Annotated in this window: 19 protein-coding genes, 1 tRNA gene and 2 pseudogenes; 7 read left to right on the top strand and 15 right to left on the bottom strand. The window is 67.2% G+C overall.

The features are described 5' to 3' along the window. Window positions 1-20 precede the first annotated feature (20 nt). From prfA to KBY47_RS36715, 11 genes and pseudogenes are all read right to left on the bottom strand, one after another. Window positions 21-1,088 (bottom strand): peptide chain release factor 1, encoded by a 1,068-nt coding sequence (gene prfA / locus KBY47_RS25360; protein WP_210924598.1) that lies wholly within the window; start codon window positions 1,086-1,088, stop codon window positions 21-23. A 145-nt stretch (window positions 1,089-1,233) separates the two neighbouring features. Continuing rightward, window positions 1,234-1,452 (bottom strand): 50S ribosomal protein L31, encoded by a 219-nt coding sequence (rpmE, locus tag KBY47_RS25355; RefSeq protein WP_210924595.1) that lies wholly within the window; start codon window positions 1,450-1,452, stop codon window positions 1,234-1,236. A gap of 139 nt (window positions 1,453-1,591) precedes the next feature. Continuing rightward, window positions 1,592-2,731, bottom strand: a complete 1,140-nt coding sequence (locus KBY47_RS25350; protein ID WP_210924593.1) for an LCP family protein — start codon at window positions 2,729-2,731, stop codon at window positions 1,592-1,594. A 215-nt stretch (window positions 2,732-2,946) separates the two neighbouring features. Then, entirely contained in the window at window positions 2,947-4,722 is a 1,776-nt protein-coding gene (locus tag KBY47_RS25345) for a trypsin-like serine protease (protein WP_247695210.1), read from the bottom strand. 131 nt (window positions 4,723-4,853) lie between these two features. Further along, window positions 4,854-6,851, bottom strand: a complete 1,998-nt coding sequence (rho, locus tag KBY47_RS25340) for a transcription termination factor Rho (protein ID WP_210924591.1) — start codon at window positions 6,849-6,851, stop codon at window positions 4,854-4,856. Between the two features lie 404 nt (window positions 6,852-7,255). After that, on the bottom strand, window positions 7,256-8,254 hold the full coding sequence (gene thrB, locus KBY47_RS25335; RefSeq protein WP_247695220.1) for a homoserine kinase: 999 nt from the start codon (window positions 8,252-8,254) through the stop codon (window positions 7,256-7,258). Between the two features lie 314 nt (window positions 8,255-8,568). Continuing rightward, window positions 8,569-9,627: a threonine synthase gene (thrC, locus tag KBY47_RS25330; protein WP_210924589.1), complete on the bottom strand. Its 1,059-nt coding sequence runs from the start codon at window positions 9,625-9,627 to the stop codon at window positions 8,569-8,571. A 6-nt stretch (window positions 9,628-9,633) separates the two neighbouring features. After that, complete coding sequence (locus KBY47_RS25325) at window positions 9,634-10,926, bottom strand: homoserine dehydrogenase (RefSeq protein ID WP_210924701.1); 1,293 nt, start codon at window positions 10,924-10,926, stop codon at window positions 9,634-9,636. Between the two features lie 143 nt (window positions 10,927-11,069). After that, window positions 11,070-12,461 carry a diaminopimelate decarboxylase gene (gene lysA, locus KBY47_RS25320; protein WP_210924587.1) on the bottom strand — a complete coding sequence of 464 codons (1,392 nt, stop codon included), beginning with the start codon at window positions 12,459-12,461 and terminating at the stop codon, window positions 11,070-11,072. A gap of 54 nt (window positions 12,462-12,515) precedes the next feature. Continuing rightward, window positions 12,516-13,487, bottom strand: a complete 972-nt coding sequence (gene nrtL / locus KBY47_RS25315; RefSeq protein ID WP_210924585.1) for an ArgS-related anticodon-binding protein NrtL — start codon at window positions 13,485-13,487, stop codon at window positions 12,516-12,518. A gap of 282 nt (window positions 13,488-13,769) precedes the next feature. Further along, a pseudogene (locus KBY47_RS36715) lies at window positions 13,770-14,261 on the bottom strand (PleD family two-component system response regulator); the annotation flags it as partial. Between the two features lie 114 nt (window positions 14,262-14,375). Between KBY47_RS36715 and KBY47_RS25305 the strand changes: the two are divergent. Further along, window positions 14,376-14,447, top strand: a tRNA-Arg gene (locus KBY47_RS25305). A 142-nt stretch (window positions 14,448-14,589) separates the two neighbouring features. Here the strand turns inward: KBY47_RS25305 and KBY47_RS25300 are convergent. Next, window positions 14,590-15,666 (bottom strand): tyrosine-type recombinase/integrase, encoded by a 1,077-nt coding sequence (locus KBY47_RS25300; protein ID WP_308405280.1) that lies wholly within the window; start codon window positions 15,664-15,666, stop codon window positions 14,590-14,592. A gap of 25 nt (window positions 15,667-15,691) precedes the next feature. Next, window positions 15,692-16,491 (bottom strand): IS5 family transposase gene (locus KBY47_RS25295; protein WP_210920869.1). Its coding sequence is split into 2 segments (ribosomal slippage): window positions 15,692-16,143 and window positions 16,143-16,491, totalling 801 coding nucleotides; the frame shifts between segments, so codons are not numbered across the junction. Between the two features lie 328 nt (window positions 16,492-16,819). On the opposite strand from KBY47_RS25295, the gene KBY47_RS25290 reads away from it, so the two are divergent. The 6 genes from KBY47_RS25290 (at window position 16,820) to KBY47_RS25265 (ending at window position 22,626) form a co-directional block, all read left to right on the top strand. Further along, complete coding sequence (locus KBY47_RS25290) at window positions 16,820-17,680, top strand: HAD family hydrolase (protein WP_308405278.1); 861 nt, start codon at window positions 16,820-16,822, stop codon at window positions 17,678-17,680. Then, complete coding sequence (locus tag KBY47_RS25285; RefSeq protein WP_210924579.1) at window positions 17,681-18,172, top strand: hypothetical protein; 492 nt, start codon at window positions 17,681-17,683, stop codon at window positions 18,170-18,172. 232 nt (window positions 18,173-18,404) lie between these two features. Continuing rightward, window positions 18,405-18,566, top strand: a complete 162-nt coding sequence (locus KBY47_RS36710) for a GIY-YIG nuclease family protein (RefSeq protein WP_247695209.1) — start codon at window positions 18,405-18,407, stop codon at window positions 18,564-18,566. A gap of 529 nt (window positions 18,567-19,095) precedes the next feature. Further along, a complete protein-coding gene (locus KBY47_RS25275; RefSeq protein ID WP_210924577.1) occupies window positions 19,096-20,286 on the top strand; it encodes an adenine-specific methyltransferase EcoRI family protein in 1,191 nt (396 codons plus the stop codon). Next, window positions 20,283-21,449: a DUF262 domain-containing protein gene (locus KBY47_RS25270; protein WP_210924571.1), complete on the top strand. Its 1,167-nt coding sequence runs from the start codon at window positions 20,283-20,285 to the stop codon at window positions 21,447-21,449. Before KBY47_RS25275 ends, KBY47_RS25270 begins: the two co-directional genes overlap by 4 nt. A gap of 377 nt (window positions 21,450-21,826) precedes the next feature. After that, window positions 21,827-22,626, top strand: a protein-coding gene (locus KBY47_RS25265) for an IS5 family transposase (RefSeq protein ID WP_210920869.1) whose coding sequence is annotated in 2 segments (ribosomal slippage) — window positions 21,827-22,175 and window positions 22,175-22,626 — 801 coding nt in all. Because the reading frame shifts where the segments join, the coding sequence is not laid out codon by codon here. Between the two features lie 34 nt (window positions 22,627-22,660). On the opposite strand, the gene KBY47_RS25260 is transcribed toward KBY47_RS25265, so the two are convergent. After that, the gene (locus tag KBY47_RS25260) at window positions 22,661-23,530 is read right to left on the bottom strand and encodes an IS5 family transposase (protein ID WP_210924569.1); all 870 of its coding nucleotides are present in this window, start codon (window positions 23,528-23,530) and stop codon (window positions 22,661-22,663) included. Between the two features lie 270 nt (window positions 23,531-23,800). Further along, a pseudogene (locus KBY47_RS25255) lies at window positions 23,801-23,890 on the bottom strand (IS5/IS1182 family transposase); the annotation flags it as partial.

Genomic DNA, 23,890 nt, shown 5'->3' with positions numbered 1-23,890 from the left:
GTCCGAGCTGTCGTTGAGAGTTACGCGGCTGCCAGCTTGGCGGCCGAGTCCGCGTCGACGCAGGCCTGGATCACCGCGTCGAGGTCACCGTCCAGGACCTGGTCCAGGTTGTAGGCCTTGAAGCCGACGCGGTGGTCCGAGATGCGATTCTCCGGGAAGTTGTAGGTACGGATCTTCTCGGAGCGGTCGACGGTGCGGACCTGGCTGCGGCGGGCGTCCGCGGCTTCCCGCTCCGCCTCCTCCTGCGCCATGGCGAGGAGCCTGGAGCGCAGGATACGCAGTGCCTGCTCCTTGTTCTGGAGCTGGCTCTTCTCGTTCTGGCAGGAGGCGACGACTCCGGTCGGGATGTGCGTGATGCGCACGGCGGAGTCGGTGGTGTTGACGGACTGGCCGCCGGGCCCGGAGGACCGGTAGACGTCGATCCGCAGATCGTTGGGGTTGATCTCCACGTCCACCTCCTCGGCCTCAGGCGTGACCAGCACACCGGCGGCGGAGGTGTGGATACGGCCCTGCGACTCGGTCGCGGGCACCCGCTGCACGCGGTGCACCCCGCCCTCGTACTTCAGCCGCGCCCACACACCGTGCCCCGGCTCGGTCTGTCCGCGGGTCTTCACGGCGACCTGGACGTCCTTGTAGCCGCCCAGCTCGGACTCGGTGGCGTCGATGATCTCGGTCTTCCAGCCGACCCGCTCGGCGTACCGCAGGTACATCCGCAGCAGGTCACCGGCGAACAGGGCGGACTCGTCGCCGCCCGCGCCCGCCTTGATCTCCAGGATGACGTCCTTGTCGTCGCTGGGGTCGCGCGGGACGAGCAGCAGCCGCAGCTTCTCGGTCAGCTCCTCGCGCTGCTTCTCCAGCTCCTTGACCTCGGCGGCGAAGTCCGGGTCGTCCGCGGCGAACTCACGGGCGGTGTCGACGTCGTCGCCGGTCTGCTTCCAGGAGCGGTACGTGGCGACGATCGGGGTCAGCTCGGCGTAGCGCTTGTTCAGCCTGCGCGCGTTGGCCTGGTCGGCGTGGACCGAGGGATCGGCGAGCTGCTTCTCCAGATCGGCGTGCTCGGCGACGAGGTCGTCGACGGCCTCGAACATCTTGGGCTCCTGAAATGACTGACGTGCGACGGGAAGGCGGGCGACGCGCCCCACGGGGGCCCGGGCGGCGCGACCAAAAACGCCGGTCCCCGGCGCGCCCTCCTGGACGTGGAGGGCGCTGCCGTGGACCGGCGCTGGCGGCTCGCTACTTCTTGCCGGCGGCCTTGCCGAAGCGGGCCTCGAAGCGGGCCACACGGCCACCGGTGTCGAGGATCTTCTGCTTGCCCGTGTAGAACGGGTGGCACTCGGAGCAGACCTCGGCGCGGATGGTGCCGCTCTCGATCGTGCTACGGGTGGTGAACGACGCGCCACAGGTGCAGCTGACCTGCGTCTCGACGTACGCGGGGTGGATGTCGCGCTTCAAGGTTTCTCCTAGGTTCCGGGAGGGCGCCGGGTCGCAGCCGCGGGGTGCGGGTGCGTGAACCGGAGCCGACGTACCAGTCTGCCAGGACTGGGGCCGTGACCCAAAACCGGGGGTTGCGGTGATCTATTCCCCGCACCCCTCAGGGGGCGCTGACGACGCCCTTGGCTTCGCCTGTCGCCGTTCCCTTCGTCGCCGACTCGGGGATGGGCCGGTCCTCCTTCAGGGCCTTCCACACCCGGTCGGCCTTCTTCTCGGCGAGGATCACGCGGTCGGGGTCGGCGGGGTCGTACTGGACCGGCATGGTGATCATGGTCATGTCCTCGGGGCCGATGCCCTTGAGGCTGCCCGCGAAGGAGACCAGGGAGTTCACCGAGCCGAGGTCGGAGTCGGTGGTGACGGCCTTGGTGGCGGTGTCGGCGAGGTCGTAGAGCTTCTTGGGGCTGGTGAACAGGCCTACGTCCTTGATCTGCTCGACCAGTGCCTTGAGGAACGCCTGCTGGAGCTGGATGCGGCCGAGGTCGGAGCCGTCGCCGACGCCGTGCCGGGTGCGGACCAGGCCGAGCGCCTGCTCGCCGGTGAGCTGGTGGGTACCGGCCTCGAGGTCAAGGTGGCTGTCGGGGTCCTGGATGTCCTGCGTGGTGGTGATCTCGACGCCGCCGAGTTCGTCGACGAGCTTCTGGAAGCCGCCGAAGTCGACCTCCAGGTAGTGGTCCATGCGGATGCCGGTGAGCGACTCGACGGTCTTCACCGCGCAGGCGGCGCCGCCGGTGGAGTAGGCGGAGTTGAACATCACGCCGGACGCGGCGGGGTACTCCTCGCCGTCGGTGTCGGTGCACTCGGGCCGGTCGATGACGGTGTCGCGCGGGAGGGAGACCACGCTGGCCTTCTCACGGCCCTCGTGGACGTGCACGATCATCGCGGTGTCGGAGCGGGCGGTGCCGTCGTCGGTGCCGCCGCCGATCTCGTCGTTGCCGTCGGCGCGGGTGTCGGAGCCGAGGACGAGGATGTTCTGCGAGCCGTCGTCGGCCTTCTCGGGCCGGTCGGTGCCGAGGGCGTGGTCGATGTCGACGCTGTCGAGGTTGCCGTTGAGCTTGAAGTAGACGTACCCCGCTCCGGTACCGCCGATGACGACGACGCCCGCCGCGGCCCACGCGGCGACCAGGATGCCGGTACGGCGCCTGCCGCGCGGTTTGCGACGGCGGCCCCGGGCACGGTGGCGCGGGCCGTTGGTGCCGGGCGTGCCCGGTATGCCGGGCCCCGGATTGCTCTCGGCGGCCATGTGCTCCTCAGCTCTCGTCGGGTCGGTTACCCCCTGTGCATCGGTGCGGGCATGGTCGGTGGACCCTTGCCCCACCATCGTCCTCCGTACGGTGTGACGGGGAAACCGGCGACAGGGTTGCACAACGCGCTGTGCCCACCGCCGGGGCGATGGGCACGCTGCGTAGTCGGGCCGGACGTCTGAGGTACCGGACTCACCTGCGGTTTTCTGTCGGGTCAGCCCCAGATGTCGTAGCCCTTGTAGCCGGTGCCCACGGAGATCCGTGTGGCGAAGATCTCGCTGGTGGCCTTGCCGGTGCCCTTGTAGAGGTAGAGCGTGCCGCCGGGGGTGCGGGCGAGGAGGTCGGCGCGGCCGTCGCCCGTGATGTCACCGACGGCGTCGACCTTGTCGTAGCCGGTCGTGCTCCAGGTGCGCACCTTGACCCGGGACGGGAAGGGCGAGGTGGCCGAGCCGGTGCCCTTGTAGAGGTAGACGTAGCCGTTGCTGCGGTTGCGGGCGAGCAGGTCGGTGTACCCGTCGCCGGTGAAGTCACCGTGGCCGACGACGAAGTCGTACTGCTTCCAGCCCGTGCCGCCGACCGCGACGCGGCCGGAGAAGGAGCCGGTGCCGGTGCCCTTGTAGACCCACATCTGGCCGCTGGAGTCCACGCTCAGCAGGTCGGGCAGGTAGTCGCCGGTGACGTCACCGGGGGCGCTGATGCGGGTGCGGCTCTTCCAGTTGTCGCGGATCTTGGTGGTGGCCCAGGAGCCGCTGGCGGGCACCCAGTGCATCCAGAACACGTCGCCGTCCGAGACCCGCCGGGCGATCAGGTCCTGGTAGCCGTCCCGGTCGAAGTCGGTCTGGAGGACGACGTTGTAGCCCTTGAAGCTGCCCCAGGACTCGCGGGCGGCGAACGAGGTGCCCTTGGAGTTCTTCTGGTAGCCGGTGTAGGTGGAGCTGCTGCGCACCCACAGGTCGGCCCGGTGGTCGCCGCTCAGGTTGGTGTCGTCGATGCGCGGGTAGGTGGCGCCGACGTAGGTCCTGACCTTGCTGAAGACGCTGTAGGCGCCCTCCGCGACGCAGTCCTTCACGCCCCAGGAGACGACGCCCACGATCCGGTTGTTCACGACCAGCGGTCCGCCGGAGTCGCCGTTGCAGGCGGAGGTGGTGCCGGCGTCGCTGCCGGTGGCGGGGGTGCCCGCGCAGACCATGTGGCCCTTGACGAAGTCGGCGCCGTAGAAGCCGGAGCAGGTGGCGTCGGACTGGATGGGAAGCGTGGCCACCTTCAGGGTCTCGGAGATGTCCTGGGAGGTGGAGGTGGTGCGGCCCCAGCCGTAGACCTTGGCCTGCGTTCCGGCGGCGTAGTTCGACGTGTCGGTGGACGTCGTCATCCGGATCGGGGTGGCCTTGACGGGGTTGGGCAGGGTGAGGACCGCGATGTCGTTGTCGATGGTGCGGGCGCTGTAGGACGGGTGGCTCCACTGGCGCCAGACCCCGCTGACGGTCCCGCCGTGCAGGTCGCCGTCGTCGGAGGGGAGCTGCGCGGTGCCGGTGACGATCGCGCCGTTCGCGTACCAGTCGTAGCCCTGGACGCAGTGCGCGGCGGTGAGGATCTTCGTCGGCGCGACGACGGCGCCGCCGCAGAAGAACCCGGTGTCGCTGACCTCGTCGTAGTACCAGAGCTGTGCCATCCACGGCGCGTTGGCGATGCCGGTGGTGGTGCCGCCGATGATCTTCGCGTCGACGGTGGAGGAGGCGCTGTACGAGGACCTGTCGGCCGTCCCCGGTGTGCCGTCGCTGCCGACCGCGCCGATGACGCGCTGCTTCAGCTCGGCGAGCGTGGGCGAGGCGTGGCTCGCCGGTGCGGGCGCACCGGGCTGTGCGGCGGCGGCACCGGCGGACGAGGTCAGCAGCGCGGCGGCGACGGCCGCGGCGACTCCGGCGGCGGCGACGGGCAGGGCGATCCGTATCCGGCGTCTGTGCCGACCGCCCTCGGACATGGGTGTACCCATGGGAATCCCCCCCTAGGGATCACGAGTTCGAAGAGCGCGATCCTACCCCGGACGGGCGCGACCCTGCCCCGAGCCGGAAACGCGGAACGGGCCGCCCCGGAGGGCGGCCCGTTCCGTCAACCGCGCCGGTCTCAGTCGCCGTTGCCCGGCGTCGGCGTCGTCTTCTGGATCTGCATCAGGAACTCGACGTTCGACTTCGTCTGCTTCATCTTGTCCAGCAGCAGCTCGATCGCCTGCTGCTGGTCCAGCGCGTGCAGCACCCGCCGCAGCTTCCAGACGATGCCCAGCTCCTCGGCACCGAGCAGGATCTCTTCCTTACGGGTACCGGACGCGTCCACGTCCACCGCCGGGAAGATCCGCTTGTCGGCGAGCTTCCGGTCGAGCTTCAGCTCCATGTTGCCGGTGCCCTTGAACTCCTCGAAGATCACCTCGTCCATGCGGGACCCGGTGTCGACGAGCGCCGTCGCCAGGATGGTGAGCGAGCCACCGTCCTCGATGTTGCGCGCGGCACCGAAGAAGCGCTTCGGCGGGTACAGGGCGGTGGAGTCGACACCACCGGAGAGGATGCGGCCGGAGGCGGGCGCGGCCAGGTTGTAGGCGCGGCCCAGACGCGTGATCGAGTCGAGCAGGACGACCACGTCGTGGCCCAGCTCCACCAGCCGCTTGGCCCGCTCGATGGCCAGCTCGGCGACCGTGGTGTGGTCCTCGGCCGGGCGGTCGAAGGTCGAGGAGATGACCTCGCCCTTGACCGACCGCTGCATGTCGGTGACCTCTTCCGGACGCTCGTCGACCAGGACGACCATCAGGTGGCACTCGGGGTTGTTGTGGGTGATCGCGTTGGCGATCGCCTGCATGATCATGGTCTTGCCGGTCTTCGGCGGGGCCACGATCAGACCGCGCTGGCCCTTGCCGATCGGCGACACGAGGTCGATGATCCGGGTGGTCAGCACGCCCGGGTCGGTCTCCAGACGGAGCCGGTCCTGCGGGTACAGCGGGGTCAGCTTGTTGAACTCCGGGCGGCCACGGCCGTGTTCGGGCGCCATGCCGTTGACGGAGTCCAGGCGGACCAGCGCGTTGAACTTCTCGCGCCGCTCGCCTTCCTTGGGCTGCCGGACCGCACCGGTGACGTGGTCACCCTTGCGCAGGCCGTTCTTGCGGACCTGGGCGAGGGAGACGTACACGTCGTTGGGGCCCGGGAGGTAGCCCGACGTGCGGATGAAGGCGTAGTTGTCGAGGATGTCCAGGATGCCCGCGACCGGGATCAGGACGTCGTCCTCGGCGATCTGCGGCTCCTGGCCCATCTCGTCGCGGCCACGACGGCCACGGCGGTCGCGGTAGCGCCCGCGACGGCCCCGACGGCCGCCCTCGAAGTCGTCGTCGTCCTGCTGGCGGTCCTGACGGTCCTGACGGCCGCCGCCCTGCTGGCGCTGCTGCTGGCCCTGGTTCTGCTGGTCGTCGCCCTTGCCGCGGCGGTCGCGGTCCCGGCCGCGCTCACGGCGGTCGCGGCGGCGGCCCTCGCCACCGTCACCGGCGTCGCCCTTGGCGTCGCCCTGCTGGGACGGGGACTGCTGCGCCTGGCCCTGCGGCTGCTGCGCGGGCGTCTCGGCCTTCGACTCGGTCTTCGCCTCGGCGGTCACGGTCTCGGGGCTGCCCGCCTCGGCGGTGGCCCGGCGCCGGCGCCGCTCGGCGGGGGCGTCCGTGCTGGCGGGCTGGCCGGGGATCTCGATCTGCTGCTGGGCCACGGCCTTCTCGGCCTGGGCCTCGGGAGCAGCCTTCTCGGCGGGGGCGGCGTCGGCCTTCTTCTCGGCAGCCTCGCCGCCGGTGCGGGCCCGCGAGGTGGTGCGGCGCTTCGGCTTGGTCTCGGTGGCGGTGTCGGCCTTGGCCGGGGCGCCACCGGACGCCTGCGCCTCCTTGATGACCTCGATCAGCTGGCTCTTGCGCATACGCGCGGTGCCCCTGATGCCGAGGCCGGATGCGACCTGTTGCAGCTCGGCCAGCACCATGCCCTCGAGGCCGGTACCGCGGCGCCGCCGGGAGCCGGCACCGGTGGCAGGCGCGGAGGCGTCCGTGGCGGGCGCGGCAGCGGTCTCCTCGACACGTGCGCCCATCAGATCGGTGGTGTCGCTCACGAAGGGTCCTTCCCTGGAGCGGACGTCGGCCTGTCTGGCTCGGCGACCGGTTGTGCTGTCCGGCTTCGGCCCTTGCTGTGTGGACCGTGCCGGGGCGGTGGTCCGCCAAAGAGGCGGAAGAGATATCTGGTGATGGCGCAACCTCGAGCCGTGGCACCCAGTGTCACGTGGCGTGGTCGCACCGGTTCCGGAGCGTGCCCGCAGATCCGCTCAGTGTCGGCATACGACGTACTGCCCGCGTACGAGGTACAGAACACAGTGCGGCTTGGGGAGCTCCCGGAAGAATGTCTGTCCCGGACGGGGACACGAGGCACCTCGCCATGGTGGGGTCGGGTGCAGACTTGAGGTTAACACTACCGGATCCAACAAACATTCCCCCTCTCGAAATCCGGCAACCGCCCGCTTTATTTGGCGCCGCTGATGTCGGCGGCCGTGCCGTGGCCACCGTCGCCTTCGGCATCCGTGCTGGTGGCGCCGGGATTCGTACCGGTCGCGAGCGGCAGCACGCTCGCTCCCTCGACATCCAGGCCGAGCCGGTTGGCGGCCCAGCCCGATCCGGCCAGCGCCTCCACCTTGTCGGCGCTGGCCGCGTCCGCCAGGGCCATTACGGTGGGTCCGGCGCCGGAGATGACCGCCGGTACGCCGTCGGCGCGCAGCCGCTCCACCAGCGCGGCGCTCTCCGGCATGGCGGGGGCGCGGTACTCCTGGTGGAGACGGTCCTCGGTGGCGGGCAGCAGCAGCTCGGGGCGCCTGGTGAGGGCCTCGACGAGCAGGGCGGCACGGCCCGCGTTGGCGGCGGCGTCGACATGCGGCACGGTGCGCGGGAGCAGTCCGCGCGCGGTCTCGGTGAGGACCGGCTTTCCGGGCACGAAAACCACCGGAACGATGGAATCGGCGGGCTCCATCCTGATCGCCCGCGCGGCGCCCGCCTCCATCCAGGAGAGGGTGAAGCCGCCGAGCAGACAGGCGGCGACATTGTCGGGGTGGCCCTCGATCTCGGTGGCGAGTTCCAGCAGGGCGGCGTCGTCGAGGCGGGTCTCGCCGCCTATCGCCACGGCGCGGGCGGCGACGATCCCGGCGCAGATGGCGGCGGAGGAGGAGCCGAGGCCGCGGCCGTGCGGGATGCGGTTGGCGCAGACGATCTCCAGGCCGCGGGGCTGGCCGCCGAGGACGTCGAAGGCGGTGCGCAGGGAGCGTACGAGCAGATGGCTCTCGTCGCGCGGGAGGGTCTCGCTGCCCTCGCCCGCGATGTCGATGTGCAGCCCGGAGTCGGCCACCCGGACGACGACGTCGTCGTACAAGCCCAGCGCGAGGCCGAGGGCGTCGAAGCCCGGGCCGAGGTTGGCGCTGGTGGCGGGGACGCGCACCCGGACGGCGGCGGCGCGGAACGCTGGACCGGCCATCGCTCGTTGACTCTCCTTGAGCTGCGTGATGGTCGAGGACATTCGAAGACGATACGTACGGGAACCCCGGCCCCTCGGGCCGCTCGGCACCGTGCCCTCGACGGGCATATGCGGGAGGCGGGTTCGGTACAGCTTATCGAAGGAAGGTTCTGTGGCGACATAGGGCGCACAGGAGGCGCACGATGCGTGTCGTAAGCCCCCTGTGCCCCCTTCCCAGGGAATGACCTCGGTGGACGTGTTTCTCGGGCCGGGGAAGGTTTACCCCGGTCGGGGTGGGTACTCGACCGGGTTCCGCCCTCGGCCCGCAGGTCCTCTCAGACCAGACCCAGGCGCTCGGCCGCCGTCGCCGCGTCGACCGGGACGGTGACGGGCTGCGGGGCGCCCGCGACGGCCCAGTCGGGGTCCTTGAGGCCGTTGCCGGTGACGGTGCACACGATCCGCTGCCCGGGGTCGACCTTGCCCTGCTCGGCGGCCTTCAGCAGCCCGGCCACGGACGCGGCGGAGGCGGGCTCGACGAAGACACCCTCCTGCGCGGCCAACAGCCGGTAGGCGCGCAGGATCTCACGGTCCGTCACCTCGTCGATGTGGCCGCCGGACTCGTCGCGGGCGGCGAGCGCGTACTGCCAGGAGGCCGGGTTGCCGATCCGGATGGCGGTGGCGATCGTCGACGGGTCCTTGACGACCTCACCGCGCACGATGGGCGCGGAGCCGGAGGCCTGGTACCCCCACATGCGCGGGGTCTTCGTGGCCACGCCGTCGGCGGCGTACTCCCGGTAACCCCGCCAGTAGGCGGTGATGTTGCCCGCGTTGCCGACCGGCAGGACATGGATGTCCGGGGCGTCGCCGAGCATGTCGACGATCTCGAACGCGGCCGTCTTCTGACCCTCGATACGCACCGGATTGACCGAATTGACCAGCGCCACGGGGTAGTTGTCGCTGAGCGCGCGGGCCAGGGTCAGACAGTCGTCGAAGTTGCCGTCGACCTGGAGGATCTTGGCGCCGTGGACGAGTGCCTGGCCCATCTTCCCCAGGGCGATCTTGCCCTGCGGCACCAGAACCGCCGAGACCATCCCCGCGCGCACGGCGTAGGCGGCGGCGGAGGCGGAGGTGTTGCCGGTGGAGGCACAGATCACGGCCTTGGCCCCCTCCTCCTTGGCCTTGCTGATGGCCATGGTCATGCCGCGGTCCTTGAAGGACCCGGTGGGGTTGGCGCCCTCCACCTTCAGGTGGACCTCGCAGCCCGTGCGCTCGGAGAGCACCTGCGCGGGTACGAGGGGCGTACCGCCCTCACGGAGCGTCACGACCGGCGTCGTGTCGGAGACGGGCAGCCGGTCCCGGTACTCCTCGATGATTCCGCGCCACTGGTGGGTCATTGCTGGTTACTCTCCTTCAACCCGCATGATGCTGGCGACACCCCGCACGGTGTCGAGCTTGCGCAACGCCTCCACGGTCCCGCCGAGGGCCGCGTCGGACGCACGATGGGTGACGACGACGAGGGACGCCTCGCCGTCCTTGCCCTGCTGACGGACGGTGTCGATGGACACCCCGTGCTCGGCGAACACGGTCGCGACCTGGGCGAGGACACCGGGTTTGTCCGCGACGTCCAGGCTGATGTGGTACCGCGTGACGACCTCGCCCATCGACGACACCGGCAGTGCGGCGTACGCCGACTCACCGGGCCCGGTGGCCCCGTTGAGCCGGTTGCGGCACACGGCGACGAGGTCACCGAGGACGGCGGAGGCGGTGGGACTGCCGCCGGCCCCGGGGCCGTAGAACATCAGTTGCCCGGCGGCGTCCGACTCCACGAACACGGCGTTGTACGCGCCGCGCACGGAGGCGAGCGGATGCGTGAGCGGGATCATCGCGGGATGCACCCGCGCGGTCACCGATCCCCCGTCCTCGGCCCGCTCGCAGATGGCGAGCAGCTTGATGGTGCACCCCATCTCCCGGGCGGAGACGAAGTCGGCGGCGGTCACCTCGGTCATGCCCTCGCGGTAGACGTCGTCGAGGCGCACGCGCGTGTGGAAGGCGATCCCGGCGAGGATGGCGGCCTTGGCGGCGGCGTCGAACCCCTCGACGTCGGCGGTCGGGTCGGCTTCGGCGTATCCGAGCGCGGTGGCCTCGTCGAGGGCTTCCTGGTACCCCGCCCCGGTCGAGTCCATCTTGTCGAGGATGAAGTTGGTGGTGCCGTTGACGATCCCGAGTACCCGGTTGACCTTGTCCCCCGCGAGGGACTCGCGCAGCGGCCGGATCAGCGGGATGGCGCCGGCGACGGCGGCCTCGTAGTACAGGTCCCGCCCGTGCTGCTCGGCGGCGGCGTGCAGATCGGCGCCTTCCTGGGCGAGCAGCGCCTTGTTGGCGGAGACGACGGAGGCCCCGTGCGCGAAGGCGGTGGTGATGAGCGTACGGGCGGGCTCGATCCCCCCGATGACCTCCACCACGACATCAATGTCGCCGCGTTTGACGAGGGCGGTCGCGTCGGTGGTGATCAGCTCGGCCGGGATGCCCTCCCGCACCTTCCCGGGCCGCCGGACGGCGACCCCGGCCAGTTCCACGGGTGCCCCGATCCGGGCGGCGAGGTCGTCGGCGTGCGTCGTCATGATGCGCGCCACCTCTGAGCCGACGACCCCACAGCCCAGCAGCGCCACCTTCAGCGGACGCGTACGCATCATCCGACCTCGTTTCCTCATACCGTCTACGGTTGCTCCAGTCTCACTCACCGGACCGGAGTTTCTGCCCTCGGTCCGGATCGTGAGACATCGATTTCATTTCTGCGGGACGGAAGAACAGAAGATCTTCCGTCCCCGGGCGGGTGTCACCCGACGTCGAGACGCAGGAGGTCGTCCTCCGTCTCCCGCCGGACGATGACCCGGGCCTCGCCGTCCCGCACGGCCACCACGGGCGGCCGCAGGACGTGGTTGTAGTTGCTGGCCATGGACCGGCAGTAGGCGCCCGTCGCCGGTACGGCGATCAGGTCCCCCGGCGCCACGTCGGCGGGCAGGAAGGCGTCCTTGACCACGATGTCCCCGCTCTCACAGTGCTTGCCGACGACACGCGAGAGCATCGGCGGGGCGTCGGAGGAACGGGAGACGAGCGCCACGCTGTACTCGGCGTCGTAGAGCGCGGTCCGGATGTTGTCGGACATGCCACCGTCGACGGACACATAGGTCCGCAGCCCGTCGAGCGGCTTGACGGTGCCGACCTCGTAGAGGGTGAAGGCGGTGGGCCCGACGATGGCCCGCCCCGGCTCGACGGAGATCCGAGGCGTCCGCAGCTTCGCGCTCTCGCACTCACGCGTGACGATCTCACTCAACGCCTTGGCGATCTCGTGCGGCTCACGGGGATCGTCATCGCTGGTGTAGGCGATCCCGAGCCCGCCCCCGAGATCGATCTCGGGCAGCTCCACGCCGTGCTCGTCACGAATCTCCTTGAGCAGCCCAACGACCCGGTGGGCGGCCACCTCGAACCCGGACATGTCGAAGATCTGCGACCCGATGTGCGAGTGGATCCCGATCAGCTCGAGCCCGTCCAGCCTGAGCGCCCGCCGCACGGCCTCCGCGGCCTGCCCGCCCGCCAGCGGAATCCCGAACTTCTGATCCTCGTGAGCGGTGGCGATGAACTCGTGCGTGTGCGCCTCCACCCCCACGGTGATACGAATCTGCACGCGCTGCCGCTTGCCGAGCGACTGGGCGATGTGCGCGACCCGCACGATCTCCTGGAAGGAGTCCAGGACGATCCGCCCCACCCCGGCCCGGACGGCCCGCTCGATCTCGTCGACGGACTTGTTGTTCCCGTGGAAGGCGATGCGCTCGGCGGGCATCCCGGCGGAGAGAGCGGTCGCCAGCTCACCCCCGGAACAAACATCCAGATTGAGCCCCTCCTCGTGCAGCCACCGCACCACGGCCCGGGAGAGGAACGCCTTACCGGCGTAGAACACATCGGCGTCCGCCCCGAAGGCGGCCCGCCAGGCCCGGGCCCGCGCCCGGAAGTCGGCCTCGTCGAGGATGTAGGCGGGGGTACCGAACTCCTCCGCGAGCGCGGTGACGTCGACACCCCCCACGGAGAGCACCCCCTCCTCCCCACGCCTGACGGTCTCGGCCCACACCTTGGGGTCGAGCACGTTGAGATCGGCGGGCGGGGCGGAGTAGTGCCCCTCGGGCAGGACGTCGGCGTGCCGGGGCCCGGCGGGGTGTGCGGAACGGCTCATGTCTTCGCAGGCTTTCTCGGGTGGCTCGTCTCGGGGCGACCGGGAGGCGCCCCTTCAGAGGTGATCGGGTGCATCGATGCCGAGCAGGGACAGGCCACCGGCGAGCACCGCCCCGGCGGCTTCGGCGACAGCGAGCCGGGTCCGGTGGGCGGCCGAGGGTTTCTCGTCCCCACGGGGCAGCACGGTCGGCACCATGGGCAGCACGGCATCGGCGACCGCGACGAGGTGCCGGGCGAGACGGTCGGGGGCACGGTGCCGGGCGGCGGCTTCGAGAACCCGGGGATGATCGGCGAGCAGGGAAACAAGCTGCTGGTTCTTACTCAGGGCGCCCCGCGCCTCCGCACCGAACCCGAGGTCGACGGCGTTGCGCCTCACCGCCCTGGTCCGCGCATGGGCGTACCGCACCCGGAACAGCGGATTGCACTCCCGCTGCACGAGATGCTCCGCACTGACCCTGGGCCGGTCGTGCGGGGCGGGGGACAGCAGGGCCCAGAGCGCGGCATCGGCACCGAGAACCGAGGGGTCCTCGTGGGCGGGCACGGGCCGCAGGTTGACAGGCTCCTGGTGCTCGACCTCACCCCGTCCCCCCTGTGAGGCGACGATCCGTACGACGGCATCGGCAACGGCCTCGGCCCGCACCTCGTACGGCACGCGCAGCGAGACGACCTGCCCTTCCATGACCCGTGAATGCCCGTACCGCTCCCGCTCCCGCAGAATCCGCCGTACGACGTCGAGGGCGGCGCCGTCGTCGAGCCGGATGTTGAGGAACCCGGGTCCGGTGATCTCGACGCCCTCGATCCCGTCAACCTGCCCGAGATACCCCCGCAGTACCTCAGCTACCCGCACCGCGGGCTGCCCGGCGGGCCGCGCCAGCTGAAGGGCGATGTTGGTGGCGTAATCCCCACACCCACCCGGCCCGGGCGCCCCCACGACGGCCCGCTCGGGCACGGCAACCGCCAGCTCCCCGTCATCAACAGCACGACGCACGGCGTGCAGGACGGTACGGGAGAGCTCGACGGGGGTCACGGGACAAGCGTATGGGAGGAGGGGGGTGGGTATGCGAACCGGTTTGGGGACGGTCCCGGGATATGGACGGGCACGGCGACGTCAGCGGACCGGTCGCCCCCCGGACCCGCCTCACCCACCGGCCTGCTCGGCAGCGGGCTCCGCGGGCTCGGGGGTGGTGGTGAGGGTGTGCTGAGCGGCTGGCGCGGCTGAGGCGGAAGCGGAAGGAGAAGCCGAGGCCGCAGCAGAAGCCGAAGCAGAAGCCGGAGTAGAAGCCGCAGCCGCAGCCGGAACGGGGTGGACACCCGAGGCAGAACCCGCCGAACCACCACGCCTCTGCCGCCTCCCCTCCCACTCCCCCTCACCCTCGCCCTCAACCAACCCCCGCACCACCCGCACCAGCTCCACCGGCTCAAACGGCTTGGACAGAAAGGCATCGACACCTATGTCGAGGCCACTCTCGACCTCGTACTGCGTACAAGCACTGATGACGACGAGGGGCAGGTCCCGAGTGCGTGGATCACTCCGCAGCCGGGCGGCGGTCCGCAGCCCGTCCAACCGAGGCATGACGACATCGAGGGTGACCACATCGGGCCGCACCTGATGCACGACTTCCAGACACTCGGCACCATCGGCCGCGGTCACGACCTCGAGGCCCTCCAGCTCGAGATTGACCCTGATCAACTGCCGGATGACCTTGTTGTCGTCCACAACAAGCACCCGGCCCGACGCGCCTGGCACAACTCGAGAGTAGGTCGGCACCGGCCACCGCGTCCGGGTTTTCCCCACTTCCACCCCGTCCGGGCGACCCCACCGCACCCCCGCCCGACCACAAACCTGTTCATGAACACCCCACCGGAGCTGGTAGTGTTCTACCCGTCGCCGCGAGCACACCACCGCGACCGACACGCCCCCGTAGCTCAGGGGATAGAGCAACGGCCTCCGGAGCCGTGTGCGCAGGTTCGAATCCTGCCGGGGGCACTCGCCTGGTCACCTCACAGTGTTGAATAGAGACCTGGGCGGATGCCGACATGAGAGAGCGGGAGACAGTCTCACTGTCTCCCGCTCTCTCTCACTGTCTCTCAGTGTTCACGCACCATCTGCGATACACGCGACACGCCCTTCAGGTCAGGTCGCCGTCTTCCTCCAGCGCCTTTGTGATCTTCGCGTTCGCGGCTTCCTCGTGACCGTCGATGCACCCGTGATACCGGCGGTGGATCACCTCTGGCGAGTTGCCGACCCGGCGGGCCACCTCAGCGATCGGCACCCCGGCGTTCAGCCATCGCGTGATGCAGGCGTGCCGTAGGTCGTACGGTCGTCCGGCCAACGGCGTAGCGACCCGTTCCGGCGGAAGTGCGTACTCCCGCGCTTCCTCCCACACCCGCCAGTAGGTAGACGAGCCGACCACGCCCCCGCGCTCGTTGCCGAACACGCGCCCTTCCTTGGCTGTCCCGAACGCCTTCAGGTGGGCCCGCAGGATGGCGACCAGGACAGGCGGGATGGGCACTGGCCGGTCGCTGGTGGCCTCCCGCGCCTTCAGGCCCCGGCGGTCGTGCCGCTCCCCGGAGTCGGTCCACTGCTTCCCGGAGACGGGACGTGTCTCCCGCAGCGTCAACGTGCCCCAACCCGAGTCGGGCAAGTGGCAGTCTGACAGCCGTAGCCCCACCGCCTCAGCGGGTCGGAGTCCCGCGTAGTACAGGACCGCGTAGAAGGCCGCTAGGCGCCGTCCACGGCAGCGATCCCACGACCCGACGTAGGAAACTGCCGTGAGCAACTGACGGGCCTGTACGGCGTTCACGAGAACGCGCCTGTCGACCACGCCGTTGGAGCCGACATGCTTCCGGCGGGCCCGCTGAAGCGGATTCTCTGGGAGCTCCCCGACGACCACCGCGTGTTCGAGGGCTGTGTTCAGCGCGCGGCGACGGCGCCTGTAGGTGTCACCCGCCGCAGGGGTGCCGTCGAGCTTGTAGCTCAGGCGATACAGCACGTCTTCGAACACCTCGGGGTCGGCCAGGTCGCGCAACGGCCGGTCGGTCGTCGTGACCCACTCGTAGGCGGCCTTGAGGTCGGCTGGCGGCTCCGCTCCCACGTTCGCGGGCACAACCCCCCACCGGAACGCCAACCGCAGCGACTCATCCGACGGCACACCGGCTTCCCTACTGACCATGGCGAGACCCACAGCCGCAAGAGCGTCTGCCACGCCCTCTCGTGTCTTAGACGCCATCTCATTTGGTGAGTCGGCGATAGCAGATGAGGGTGCAGGCGATGCTGGTGAAGGCCAGGAAGTGCTCGGCTTTGCGCTCGTAGCGTCGGTGCAGTCGGCGGCATCCTGCGAGCCAGGACATCGTGCGTTCTATCGTCCAGCGGTGGCGGCCCAGGCGAGTCGAGGACTCGATGCCCTTGCGGGCGATGCGGTGCCTGATGCCTCGCCTGCGTAACCATCGCCGCAGGTGGTCGTAGTCGTATCCCTTGTCGGCGTGGAGCTTTCCCGGTTTGCGCCGCCGTCGTCCGCGCCGGGAGCGGATCGGCGGTATCCCCTTCACCAGCGGGATCAGCGCCTGACTGTCGTGCAGGTTCGCCCCCGAGATCCCGACGGACAGGGGCAGACCGGTCCGCTCGGTGATCAGGTGGATCTTCGAGCCGTACTTGCCCCGGTCGACAGGATTCGGACCTGTCAGCTCCCCCTTTTCAGGGCCCGCATGTTCACCGAGTCGATCGCACAGCGGGACCAGTCCAGCTCGCCGCGGGCACCAAGCTCATCGAGGACCAGGCGGTGGAGTTTTGCCCACACCCGGGCCTTCGACCACTCGGAAAAGCGCCGGTGAGCCGTCGCTCCCGATGGCCCGAACGACGCGGACGGCAGCTGCTGCCACGTGCAGCCCGACGTGGCCACGAACACGATTGCAGCCAACACCTCCCGGTCGCCATGCCGACGCCGACCGCCGCCCTGAGGCCGCGAGGGAGCCTCCGGGACCACCCGCTGGAACAGCTCCCACAACTCATCCGGCACCAGCCGCTCAACGATCGAAACCACGACCGATAGGCTACCGATCCAAATGAGATGACGTCTTAACGGGCAGGTCCACAGACTGCCCGACGCGCCGGAAGCTTACGGGGCCATGATCACTCGCGCCAAAGCAGCTCCAGCCCAAAGCCGCTCCACCGACCACTCGGTCACCAACCGGCCAACACCCCCGAGGAACATGACACGCCGAGTATCACCACACAACAGACTGGGTAACTCACCGTTAAGACAGAGGAACAATGAGTGACATCTCAAGGAGTCCGCAGTTTAGGTACGCTCAGCTGGCACAACGGAGGTCACTATGGTCCATCCACAAAATCTGCCGCGTGTGTCGCTGCTCGTGACAGACCTCGACAACACTCTCTGGGATTGGTTCGCTGCCTGGCATGCATCCTTTTCGGCCATGCTGCAAAAACTGTCCGAACTCAGCGATATCCCACAGCACCAGCTAGAACGTGAGATCCAAGAAGTTCATCGCCGCCGGGGAACGAGCGAGTACTCCTATTTGCTTAACGAGCTGCCCTCGTTGCTTTCTAAGCACCCAACCTCAAAACCTTCAGAAGTTTACGATGAAGCTCTTCACATACAGAACCGGCATAGGCTCCGGAATACCAAACTCTATGAAGGTGTAAAGGAGACGCTGCAAGAGCTGCAACGCCGCAAGGTCCCCGTTGTTGCCTACACTGAATCGGTTTCCTATTGGTCGGAATGGCGCATCCGACGCACTGGACTCGACGGACTAATCAAGGTCATGTATTCGTCGCCTGACCACGATTTCCCTACCGGTGTCAGCGTGCACCAGCTACGGACACAACCTTCGAGCGCTTACGGGCTTCGCAAGACGGTGCATAAGCACGTGCCGCCAGGCGCCTTGAAACCAAATACAGAAGTGCTCAGGTCTATCCTGTCTGATTTTGCAGTAAGCCCGCTAGAAGCCGTTTATGTCGGGGACAGCCTGATGAAAGACGTAGTAATGGCCCAGGAGCTGGGTGTATACGACGTGCACGCTCGGTACGGCGTCTCGCACGACCGGGATGGCTACAATCTCTTGAGACGCGTCTCACACTGGACCCCGCAGGACATCGAGCGCGAGAAGGAACTGAGCACTCGACCCACGGTCACTCCTTCCTACGTGCTCACAGAAGGATTTTCTCAACTGCTCGCCATGTTCAACTTCGAGGAGGCATGAGTGGACGAAAATCAGGTTCCCCACTATCTCGAAATGTGGAAGCAAACTATTGCAGTTCAGCAGCACTTTAACGACATTGGCTGGCGAATCAGAGGACTTGCTCTTACCGCGCTGACTTTCGCCCTTGGGGCAGCCGCTGTAGCCGCTCGCGAGAAATCAACCATTCAGATCTTCGGTTCTGACATTCAGCTTTCTGCCTGCATCTCGGCGCTCGGTTTTATTCTATGGTTTTCCTTCTATTTTGTCGATCAGGTCTGGTATCACCGACTGCTCGTTGGTGCTGTCCGGCACGGAGAGGCACTGGAGGCAGCACTCCAAGCCAAACTGCCAGAGGCGGGACTCACGAAAGCCATTAGTCAAAACAGTCCCTATACTGCCAACCTTAAAGTCACATCCTTCACGATTCACTCTTCGGCGAAAATGCGCATCTTCTATTTGGTTGGCGGACTGACCTTGATTGTTTTCGCAGTCGCTCTGCAGATGGGCTCGTGACCGGCGAACCTGTGCGAGGTAGGCACTTCCGCAGAAATGTACTCAAGAGTTGAGATTCCCGGACGGTTCACGCCGGGCGCCTGCTGTACGTCGGCATAGCCCGCAGTACATAGCGAACCGGACTAGCACCCAAAACCTGCGCAAGCGGGTGCGCTACCACTACCGGGGCAACGAGGCCGGCCCGACCCTGTAGCTCACCCTCGGTCGCCTGCTCGGACTCGAGCTGCGCCGCGTGGGCAGCGGCAAGCGGATGACCTTCGGCAAGGCCGGCGAAGCCACCCTGAGCCAGTGGGTAGCGGACAACGCGCGGGTGTGCTGGATCGAGCAGAGAGAACCGCGGGATCTGGAGTCACAGCTCATCTCCCGGCTCGAACTCCCCCTGAACCTCGGCTAGAACCGCCACAACGCGTTCCACAGCCGTTTGAAGGAGCTACGGGCCCAAGCACGCCAACGAGCAAGCGAGTTGCCCATCAGCTCGTAGGCCGCTGGCCGCTGTCTGGGGGCTGTCTCTGGGCCGTCCGAGGACGCTCGACAGTGGCCAATGACGACCGACGACGACCACCAGGCGCACAAGCCCACCGCCCCTGACCAGCAAATAGCCAACTCACGAGAATCTCCGGCAAGCCCTAGGGCAAGAAGACAGGTCTTGACTCGCTCATTGGGAGTCCACTGACCTCAGTGAGCCCTTCCCAACCTGACGTGGTAGTCGGGTAGTTGGGTTGGAGAGCGACCTCCGGACGTGAAGAACCTCTGGTAGGCGGGTTCACGACCAAGATCGCCTTCCCCCAGGAGCTCCCGCGTACCTTGTCTTCCAGCCGATGCCAGTACCCCTCGGTACCATGCTCGCACAGACGCACCCCGTCTCCGGTGGTGCAACCGGACGAGCTAGGGCGAGTATGACGCAGGCTGATACCCCCATCCGTGTGCGAACGAAGAACACCAATCTCGTCGCGGCAAAGGCTGCGAAGTTCGACGAGTTCTACACTCAATGGGCCGACATCGAGCGCGAGGTAAACGCCTACCTCGAGTATAATCCGGACCTCTTCCGCGACAAGGTCGTCCTACTCCCGTGCGATGACCCGGAGTGGTCCAACTTCGCCAAGTTCTTCGCTCTGCACTTCACGGACTACGGCCTCAAGAAGCTGATTTCGACGTCCTACGCCCCGGACAGCAACCCGGCATCGTTCAGCTACCAGCCGACCCTGTTCGAGATGAACGACCCGCAGTTCGACGAGACTAAGACGCACGCCAACGGCAAGAAGTTCGTCCTGGAAGCGAAGGACATCAACGACGACGGAGTCGTCAACATCGAAGACCTTCAGTGGGAGTACCTGGAGGGCGACGGTGACTTCCGCAGCGCGGAGGTCACCGCGCTGCGCGACGAGGCCGACATCATTATCACCAACCCGCCGTTCAGTCTGTTTCGGACGTTCATCCCGTGGGCGATCGAAGCTGGCAAGAAGGTTGCGGCCATCGGCAACAATAACGCGACTACTTATGTCGAGATCTTCCCGTTGATCAGAGAGAACCGGCTCTGGAAAGGCGCGACGGCCAACAATACCGACATGGTGTTCGGCGTCCCCAAGGGTACGCCAGTGAAGGAAGCCGATCGCCTCAAGGCCGAGCGGCTCGGATATCCCGCGACCGAAGATCGCGACTTCACACGGATGGGTCATGCCTGCTGGTTCACCAATATCGAGCACGGCCGGCGACACGAGCCGCTGCAGCTAATGACCATGGCCGACAACATTAAGTTCTCCAAGCACAAGGACATTCGCGGCGTCGGTTACCAGCGCTACTTCAACTTCAGCGAGGCGATCGAAGTCCCGTGGGTCGACTCCATTCCGAGCGACTACGACGGGCCTATGGGCGTCCCAATCACATTCTTGGACCGCTATAACCCCGACCAGTTCGAGATCATCGCCCACGCTGATGACATGGACGCGATGCGCGAGATCGGCGTGAAGACGCTCGGCGAGGAGTTCGTACGGATCTACAAGGAACACGGCGGCACGGGGACCAACAGCCCGGGGCATCGCCGGCTCGGGCTCACCAAGCCGTACTACTACACGGCCTACAAGCGCATCATCATCCGCCGAAAGCGCACCTCATGAAGACCGAACTGCAGCAGTACAGCGTCGAACAGATCGTTACGGGCTTCGTTTACAACGAACTAGAGGCCAAGGGTCTCTTCGGCCTCGCTGGCAGGCTGGTCATCCAGCCCGAGTACCAGCGCCATTACATCTACGGCGACGGCAAGAAGGACGTCGCCGTCATCGAGTCTCTACTGAAGGGCTACCCGCTGGGGCTGATCTACTTCAACGTTAACGGTCAAATGTTAGAGGTTCTCGACGGTCAGCAGCGAATCACGAGCATCGGCCGGTTCATCACGGGCAAGTTCGCGATCAAGGTTGACGGCAAGGAGCAGACCTTCTCCTCGCTGACGATCGACGATCAGGAGCTGTTGATGAAGAGCGAGCTGCTCGTCTACCACTGCGAGGGCACCGAGAAGGAGATTAGGGAATGGTTCCAGACGATCAACATAGCTGGCGTCCCGCTCAACAAGCAGGAACTGCTCAACGCAATCTACTCTGGCCCGTTCATCACGAAGGCAAAGGCCGAGTACAGCAACTCGCAGAACGCGAACATGCAGAAGTGGGCCTCATACGTCAAGGGTGACCCGAAGCGGCAGGAGGTCCTGGCCGTCGCGCTGGACTGGGTCGCGTCCTCCCAAGGAATCAGTGTTGACGCCTACCTGGCACAGCACCGCCATGAAACTGATATCGCCGGGCTGAAGACCTACTTCACGTCGGTGATCGACTGGATCGACGGAGTCTTCACCCGCCCGCCAGACAAGGAGATGCGTGGGCTCGAGTGGGGAAGGCTCTATGAGCTGTACCACTCGACCTCGTACAACGCTGCCGCAATCGACGCCGAGGTCGATGCTCTCCGCGCCGATCCGTACGTTCACAACACCAAGGGCATCTACGAATACTTGCTCGGTGGCAAGACCGCGCCGCAGTTGCTCGACGTCAGACTGTTCGACGACAAGGCCAAGCGTGTCGCGTACGAGCGGCAAACGCAGAGGGCGAAGGCCGCCGGCGAGTCGAACTGCCCGCTGTGTGTGATCACCGATGACGCCAACAAAGCGCGCATCTACAAGCAGAAAGAGATGGACGCTGATCACGTGACGGCGTGGTCGAAGGGCGGCGCGACTAACCTTTCCAACTTGACGATGTTGTGCCAGACCCACAACCGCGCCAAGGGCAACAGGTAGGAGGACGGCAGGAACACCCGGAGACATCAGTTTTCGACCATGTGAGGCCAGCGGCCGAGGAGCACTGGGCCACCTGTGGGCACAGACTCTGCCGCACTCGATGGCTTCGTGTCGTCGCTCTCTCTAGTCGACGCCACAAGTCGGTGGCGGGGCTGTGGCCGTCGAGGCGGTGCCCAGGCTCCCATGGACTACTTGTGGACGGGCTCCAGACAGCCGACCATTCACAAGGCTCCAACCAGCACCGTTATCCCAGACTCACGGGCCCTCCGGAGTCGTGTGCGCAGGTTCGAATCCTGCAGAGGCACTTCCCCGGTGGAGCTGGGCGCGGTCTTAGACGTCATCTCATTTGGATCGGTAGCCTATCGGTCGTGGTTTCGATCGTTGAGCGGCTGGTGCCGGATGAGTTGTGGGAGCTGTTCCAGCGGGTGGTCCCGGAGGCTCCCTCGCGGCCTCAGGGCGGCGGTCGGCGTCGGCATGGCGACCGGGAGGTGTTGGCTGCAATCGTGTTCGTGGCCACGTCGGGCTGCACGTGGCAGCAGCTGCCGTCCGCGTCGTTCGGGCCATCGGGAGCGACGGCTCACCGGCGCTTTTCCGAGTGGTCGAAGGCCCGGGTGTGGGCAAAACTCCACCGCCTGGTCCTCGATGAGCTTGGTGCCCGCGGCGAGCTGGACTGGTCCCGCTGTGCGATCGACTCGGTGAACATGCGGGCCCTGAAAAGGGGGAGCTGACAGGTCCGAATCCTGTCGACCGGGGCAAGTACGGCTCGAAGATCCACCTGATCACCGAGCGGACCGGTCTGCCCCTGTCCGTCGGGATCTCGGGGGCGAACCTGCACGACAGTCAGGCGCTGATCCCGCTGGTGAAGGGGATACCGCCGATCCGCTCCCGGCGCGGACGACGGCGGCGCAAACCGGGAAAGCTCCACGCCGACAAGGGATACGACTACGACCACCTGCGGCGATGGTTACGCAGGCGAGGCATCAGGCACCGCATCGCCCGCAAGGGCATCGAGTCCTCGACTCGCCTGGGCCGCCACCGCTGGACGATAGAACGCACGATGTCCTGGCTCGCAGGATGCCGCCGACTGCACCGACGCTACGAGCGCAAAGCCGAGCACTTCCTGGCCTTCACCAGCATCGCCTGCACCCTCATCTGCTATCGCCGACTCACCAAATGAGATAGCGTCTTAGAGGTCGTTTTCTCCTGTTGTTTCATCCCGTAATGCGGACTTCATCACGTGATGTCGGGTCGCGCCAGGAGATGGTGGTCTCGCCGGTGAGGCGGCGGGCCATCAGGTCGGTCATGGCGAGGTGGACCATGGCTTCGGAGCGGGCGGGAAGGGTCTCGTAGTCGCGGGCGAGGCGCCGGTGGAGCATCAGCCAGCCGTACGTCCGCTCCACCGCCCACCGCTTCGGTATCGGGGTGAATCCCCTGGTCCCGGGTTTGCGGGCGGTGATTTCCATGTCGATGCCCAAGGTGGCGGCATGCTCGACGAGGTGCTGGCGGTAACCGCCGTCGACCCACACCTTGCGGATGCCGGCATGGCCGGCGGCAACCTGGTCGAGCAGTTGGGTGCCGGCCACGGAGTCCTGGACACTGGCCGCGGTGACCAGCACCGCGAGAAGCAGGCCGAGTGTGTCGGTGACGATGCTCCGCTTGCGGCCGACGATCTTCTTACCTGCGTCCGTGCCCTGGCTCGCGGCGGGGACGCTGGTGGAGGTCTTCACGCTCTGCGCGTCGATCACGCAGGCCGAGGGCTCGGCATTCCGGCCCTCCTTTCGCCTCACCAACTCCCGTAGCACGCCGTTGAGCTGGACAAACACCCCCTCCTTCTGCCACTTCGCGAAGTAGCCGTAGACCGTCTCCCAGGGCGGGAAGTCGTGCGGCAGGTAGCGCCACTGCACCCCCGTGCGGTCCACATAGAGGATCGCGTTCATGATCTCGCGCAGGTCGTGTTCGGGAGGCCGACCGAAGTCCAGGGCCCGGCCGCGGCGCTCGAAGCGCCAGGCCGCGAGGACCGGCTCGATCAACTCCCAGCGGGCATCGGACAGATCACTCGGATACGGACGTCGCTCACTCATGACCTGGGCGTACCGCTCCGAGCCGAGTGCGCCCAGGCGTGCGTCTTCGGTCGTGGAAGCACGGCATGGAACCGGGCGTCTTGGAATGAGACAGGCGCACGTCGCATCCCGCCCCAGACATCACCCCGTCCGGCTTTCAAGGCCCCGCTCGTGCCGACAACCTCACCAGCATCGGACCACCACGACTCGCAATCTATGCGATACACAAACAATTAAGGTGAAAACGACCTCTTAGAGGGCATTTGATCTAGGCGTATTGCCCTGTATGCCCTAGTAAGTTCCTCGCCAGGTTGGCGTGGTCTCGTCCGTTATGCGCTTGCTGAGGTTGTCGATCGAGGCGATGTGGATCATCGCCTCGGA

Source organism: Streptomyces sp. B93, from assembly GCF_018070565.1.
Lineage (GTDB): Bacteria > Actinomycetota > Actinomycetes > Streptomycetales > Streptomycetaceae > Streptomyces.
Note: the sequence above shows the minus strand (reverse complement) of the source record. Positions and strands in the feature narration are given on the sequence as shown.

Bases quoted from the DNA above. Each gene is read 5' to 3' on its own strand.
- prfA (WP_210924598.1), bottom strand. From the start codon at position 1,088: ATGTTCGAGGCCGTCGACGACCTCGTCGCCGAGCACGCCGATCTGGAG.
- KBY47_RS25350 (WP_210924593.1), bottom strand. From the start codon at position 2,731: ATGGCCGCCGAGAGCAATCCGGGGCCCGGCATACCGGGCACGCCCGGC.
- KBY47_RS25345 (WP_247695210.1), bottom strand. From the start codon at position 4,722: ATGGGTACACCCATGTCCGAGGGCGGTCGGCACAGACGCCGGATACGG.
- thrB (WP_247695220.1), bottom strand. From the start codon at position 8,254: ATGGCCGGTCCAGCGTTCCGCGCCGCCGCCGTCCGGGTGCGCGTCCCC.
- thrC (WP_210924589.1), bottom strand. From the start codon at position 9,627: ATGACCCACCAGTGGCGCGGAATCATCGAGGAGTACCGGGACCGGCTG.
- KBY47_RS25325 (WP_210924701.1), bottom strand. From the start codon at position 10,926: ATGATGCGTACGCGTCCGCTGAAGGTGGCGCTGCTGGGCTGTGGGGTC.
- lysA (WP_210924587.1), bottom strand. From the start codon at position 12,461: ATGAGCCGTTCCGCACACCCCGCCGGGCCCCGGCACGCCGACGTCCTG.
- KBY47_RS25270 (WP_210924571.1), top strand. From the start codon at position 20,283: ATGAAGACCGAACTGCAGCAGTACAGCGTCGAACAGATCGTTACGGGC.
- KBY47_RS25260 (WP_210924569.1), bottom strand. From the start codon at position 23,530: ATGAGTGAGCGACGTCCGTATCCGAGTGATCTGTCCGATGCCCGCTGG.